We start from the raw sequence: 5,250 nt of genomic DNA, 5'->3' as shown, positions 1-5,250 counted from the left end.
GACGGCACGACGATCGCGCCGGCGAATACGTCGAGCGCGCGGGCCACGGCGTCCTCCCAGCCGTCGGCCACGCGGATGAAGTCGGTGAGGCGACCCATGGCGTCCACGTCGGCGTCGCGTTCGAGCGCGCCGGACGCGTTGCGGTTGTCGAGCGTGTCGCTCAACGCTTCGGCCTTGGCTTTGAGCGAGATGATGCGCCCGTTGACGTCGCGCTGGCGTTCCTGCACGGCGTTGAGCGCGTCCTGCGCGACGGCGAGGCGCCGGCGGGCTTCGTCGAGCGCGGCGGTGCCGTCGTCGGCCGCGTCGGCGTCCGCGGCGCGTTCCAACGCATCGCGCTGCGCGATCGCTTCCGCGAGTTGGCGGTCCAGGGCGGCCCGCTGTTCGCCGAAGTCTCGGGCGCGCGTGGTCGCGAGCTGCACGGCGGATTCCTCACGTGCGATCATTTCGCGCAGCCGGGCGATGTTCGCGTCGCGCTGCTGCGTGGTGCGTCGCAGTTCGCCGATTGTCTGCCGGAGCGAGGCGAGGCGGCGTTCGTCGTCGGCGCGGCGTTCCGTGGCCTGGTCGAGCGAGGTTCGGGCGTTGCGTTCGAGCTCGCGCTGCTGCGCGGTCTGGTCATCCATTTCCCGCGCGCGATGTTCGAGCAGATCGGGATCGTCGCCGAAGTCGTTGGTGATCTGGGCCAGCAGCGAACGTTCGCGTTCAGCCGCGAGCGAGGCAAGCGAACGCAGCCGTTCGCGCACTGCGGACAGTTCCTGCCATTGTCGGCTCGCCTGCGCGATGGCCGGGGACGCCTGCGCGCTGACTGTTTCGACCTGTTCGATGCGTACCTTGGCATGGGCGAGGTCGCGGCGCAGGCCGTTGAGTTCGCCGCGTACGGCCGCGAGCTCGCTTCGGGCGGCGTCGCGCTGTTCCATCGCGCGTTTCGCGTCGTCCGCGTACAGTCGCGAGCGCGCGTCGCGCAACGTGATCTGGATCGCGTCGGCTCGGCGGGAGACGCGCGCCTGACGGCCGAGCGGGCCGAGTTGGCGGTGGATTTCCGCAAGCAGATCGTCGAGCCGGGACAGGTTGGTTTCCGTGTTGGCGAGCTTGCGCAGCGCGCGCTCCTTGCGTTTGCGGTGCTTGAGGATGCCGGCGGCCTCCTCGATGAACGCGCGGTGGCCGCTCGGGTCGGCTCTGAGGATCTGGTCGAGACGGCCCTGGCCGACGATGACGTGCATCTGCTGGCCGAGACCGGTGTCGCTCAGCAGCTCCTGGATGTCGAGCAGGCGGCATGGGCTGCCGTTGATCGCGTATTCCGAGCCGCCGTTGCGGAAGATGGTGCGCGAGATCGTGACTTCCGTATAGTCGATGTCGAGCGCGTGGTCGGTGTTGTCGATGGTGAGCGACACTTGCGCGCGGCCGAGCGCGGGGCGCGACGACGTGCCGGCGAAGATCACGTCCTCCATGGACGTGCCGCGCAGGTTGCGCGCGCCCTGCTCGCCCATCACCCAGGCGAGTGCGTCGACGATGTTCGATTTTCCGGAGCCGTTCGGTCCCACCACGGCGGTGATGCCCGGCTCGAAGCGCAGCGTGGTCGCCGAAGCGAACGATTTGAAGCCGCGCAGGGTCAGTTCCTTGAGATACATATGCTTGTGCTGGTTGCTGCCTGTCTGTGGTCTATCGGTCTATGGTGATCCGTCACGGTTCGTCGCGGCCGTGCCGACGCCGGCATGCGGCGCACGCGCACGCGACGAATGCCGCTATTCGGCGTCCTGATCGTCGTCGCGCGAATCGTCGTCCTCCGCGGCCTCGCGCGCGATCTTGTTCAAACCGAAATCACCGAAGTCATCGTTGTCGAAGTCCGGGTTCGCGTCCGTTTCGAAATCACGGTCGGCGGCGTCCTGGTCGATCGTGCCGGTCGCGGCATGCGCGTCGTCGCCGCCGAGGTTCGGTTCGACGCGCTCGTGCTTCGGCTTGGCCAGATCGGGATTCATGCGTTCCTTGAGCAGCACGCGCGCGTCGCCGGCGGTGACGAAGCTGCCGCAGATGAGCACGCCGTGGCCGTAGCCGACGCCGGTCTCGTCCTCCGCGTCGACCATGTCGACGGCCTTCTGGATCGCGTCGGGCAGCGAATCCTCGCGTTCGACGCGGTCGCGGCCGAACACGCGCACGGCGACCTTCTCCAGTTCCTCGGCGGGCATGACGCGCTCGCGCCACGAGTTTTCGGTCACGACCACCTTGTCGAGAATCGGTTCGAGCACGCCGAGGTACTCCTCGACCTGCTTGTCGCCCATCATGGCGATCACGCCGACAAGCTGTTGGAAGTCGTAGCTTTCCTCAATGGCCGCGCGCAGCGCCTCGGCCGCGTTCACGTTGTGGCCGCCGTCGACGATGATGGTCGGCGACGTACGCACCTGTTCGATGCGACCCGGTACCTTGACGCCACTCAGCGCCTCGCCGACCAGATCGCCATCGAGCACGCCGGAGACGGGCAGGACGACCTCGGCGGCAGCGAGCGCGGCGAGCGCGTTGTGCGCCTGATGTTCGCCGAATTTAGCGATCGGCACTTCCTCGTAGCGGCCGCGCGGAGTGATGAGCGTGGCGACCTGGCCGCCGACTGCGGGGGCGCGCGAGACGACCTCCATCTCGTAGCCATCGCGCACGAGCGTGGCGTTGTTGCGGCGCGCTGCCTCTTCGAGGATCGGCATCACCTCGTCCTCGTGCGGCTGGGCACCGATGATCGCCGTGCAGCCGGGCTTGATGATGCCGGCCTTCTGTTCGGCGATCTTTTCGACGGTGTCACCGAGCCACTGCATATGATCCATGTCGACCGGGCCGATGATGGCCGCGTCAGCGTTCAGCACATTGGTGGCGTCCTGCAGGCCGCCCATGCCGACTTCGATGATCGCCACGTCGACCGGCGCGTCGGCGAACTTCCAGATGGCCATGGCGGTGAGCACCTCGAAGAAGCTCATCTTCGGCTTGCCCTGCTCGACCATCTTTGCGTCCACGAGCGCGACGAGGTCCTTGACCTGATCCCACGTGTCGATGAAGTCGTCGTCGGAGAGTTCCTGGCCGTCGATGGCGATGCGCTCGTTGATGCGTTCGAGGTGCGGCGACGTGTACAGGCCCGTGCGCATGCCGTACGCGCGGCAGATCGCCTCGGCCATGCGCGCGGTGGAGCCCTTGCCGTTGGTGCCGGTGACGTGGATGACGCGGAACGACTCCTCGGGGTGGCCGAACAGGTCGAGGATCAGGTTCATGCGGTCGAGGTCCATGTTGGTGACGTTGTGCTCCGGCGGACGGTTCATAATGTCGCGCTCCACCTCGCGCATGGTCTCGTTGTTGCGGTTCGGATGCTCGAATGACATGCTTGCCTTACCCTCGTTCTGCTTGTCGTATCGGTTCGGTCGTATCGGTTCGGATCGGCCTGTAGCGGCCTCGTCCCGGCTCAAACCACTCCATTCTAGCGGCCTTGCGGCCGTACGGCGCGGCCGTGGTCCTGAGTGCGCCGAGGACGAACTAGGATGGGAGCGGTAACAATCGATCCTTTGCATCAAAGGAGTGCCGATGAGCGAAGTCATCACCGAAAAGGACAAGGAGTACGAGGCCGAGGAGAGCAAGTCTGCCCCCGGTCCGAACCAGCCGATGAGCGACCGCGTGAACAACCGTTCGCTGCGTCCGAACAGCGGCTCGTTCAAGGAGTTCATGACGACCGGTTGGGACAACCAGGAGCCGGCCGTCGAACCGCTCGAGTCCTCGAAGTTCACGCCGGCGCGTCTCGAGGCGCTCGGCAGGGCGTTCCCGGGCGAGCGCCTGGTGATCCCGGCGGGCCAGCCGAAGGTACGCAACAACGACTGCGATTACATGTTCCGTCCGGACACGTCGTTCGCCTACTACACGGGTCTTGGCGAGGACTACGAGGCGGGTGCCGTGCTTGTGCTCAACCCGGTCGACCCGGATTCCGAGGAGGCCAAGGCCGGCAAGACCCATGTGGCCGAACTGTTCGTGGCGCCGCGCGCCGACAATTCGACCGAGGACTACTACCGCGACCCGCATTACGGCGAGTACTGGGTCGGCCCGCGCGCCGGCCTCAAGGAACTGGCCGCAATGACCGGTCTGGAAACGCACGACATCGCGCAGCTCGCGGACGCGCTCGGCAAGGATGTCGGTTCGGAGGCGGGCGCGGTGCGCGTGCGCGTGATCGCCGACGCCGACCCGCAGGTCACGGCAATGGTCGAGTCGGTGCGCGAGGCGAACGGCTTCGCCGATCCGGACGCGAATTCCGCCGCCGACGACAAGCTGCACGAATTCTCCGCCGAAGCCCGCATGATCAAGGACTCCTATGAGATCGGCGAGATGCGCAAGGCGATCGCCGCGACGAAGGACGGTTTCGACCGCATTCTGACGACGCTGCCGAAGGTCGTCGACCAGCCGCGTTCTGAGCGCATGCTGGAAGGCGCGTTCAATTCGAACGCGCGCGAGGAGGGCAACGGCCTGGGCTACGACACGATCATCGCGTCGGGCGAGCACGCGCCGATCCTGCACTGGATGCGCAACACCGGCGTGGTGCGTCAGGGCGACATGCTGCTCATCGACGCCGGCGTGGAGGTCAACAGCCTGTACACGGCTGACATCACGCGTACGTTCCCGGTCGGCGGCAAGTTCACCGATCTGCAGAAGCGTCTGTATCAGGCGGTGCTGGACTCCCAGCAGGCCGGTTTCGAGGCGGCCAAGCCGGGCGCGACCTACTCCGACATCCATCATGCGTGCATGCGCGTGATCGCGGAGCGTCTGCACGAGTGGGGCATCCTGCCGGTCGGCGTGGAGGAGTCGCTCTCCCCCGAAGGCCAGCAGCACCGCCGTTGGCTCGCCTGCGGCGTGGCGCACCACCTCGGCCTCGACGTGCACGACTGCGCGCAGGCCCGCTACGAGTCGTATCAGGGCGCGAAGATCACGCCGGGCATGATCTTCACCATCGAGCCGGGTCTGTACTTCGCGAAGAACGACCTGCTGCTGCCGCCGGAAATGCGCGGCATCGGCATCCGCATCGAGGACGACGTGCTCATGACCGAGCACGGCCCCGAATGGCTCTCCGCCGGCATTCCGAAGCAGATCGACGAGGTCGAAGCCTGGATGGCCGACCGCGCCGCGGCCGCGCTGGTCTGACCGCCCCCTCCTCGGCTCCCCTTGTCAGGGGAGCTGTCGAACGCAGTGAGACGTGAGGGGTAGTCAAGCGCCATGACGCCCATCCTTTTGACTACCCCTCAG

3 protein-coding genes are annotated in these 5,250 nt (G+C 66.8%); 1 reads left to right on the top strand and 2 read right to left on the bottom strand.

All coding sequences use genetic code 11. The features are described 5' to 3' along the window. Window positions 1-1,625 (bottom strand): chromosome segregation SMC family protein (locus BBIA_RS12950; RefSeq protein ID WP_035138546.1); only part of this gene is annotated, 1,625 nt, incomplete at its 3' end. 114 nt (window positions 1,626-1,739) lie between these two features. Further along, on the bottom strand, window positions 1,740-3,350 hold the full coding sequence (locus BBIA_RS12945) for a bifunctional folylpolyglutamate synthase/dihydrofolate synthase (protein WP_033494882.1): 1,611 nt from the start codon (window positions 3,348-3,350) through the stop codon (window positions 1,740-1,742). Window positions 3,351-3,549: 199 nt separating this feature from the next. On the opposite strand from BBIA_RS12945, the gene BBIA_RS12940 reads away from it, so the two are divergent. Beyond that, a complete protein-coding gene (locus BBIA_RS12940; protein WP_033494884.1) occupies window positions 3,550-5,148 on the top strand; it encodes an aminopeptidase P family protein in 1,599 nt (532 codons plus the stop codon). The last annotated feature ends 102 nt before the right edge of the window (window positions 5,149-5,250 follow it).

It is taken from the genome of Bifidobacterium biavatii DSM 23969 (assembly GCF_000741165.1).
GTDB lineage: Bacteria > Actinomycetota > Actinomycetes > Actinomycetales > Bifidobacteriaceae > Bifidobacterium > Bifidobacterium biavatii.
Note: the sequence above shows the minus strand (reverse complement) of the source record. Positions and strands in the feature narration are given on the sequence as shown.

Coding starts and splice junctions, on each gene's coding strand:
- BBIA_RS12945 (WP_033494882.1), bottom strand. CDS start 3,350: ATGTCATTCGAGCATCCGAACCGCAACAACGAGACCATGCGCGAGGTG.
- BBIA_RS12940 (WP_033494884.1), top strand. CDS start 3,550: ATGAGCGAAGTCATCACCGAAAAGGACAAGGAGTACGAGGCCGAGGAG.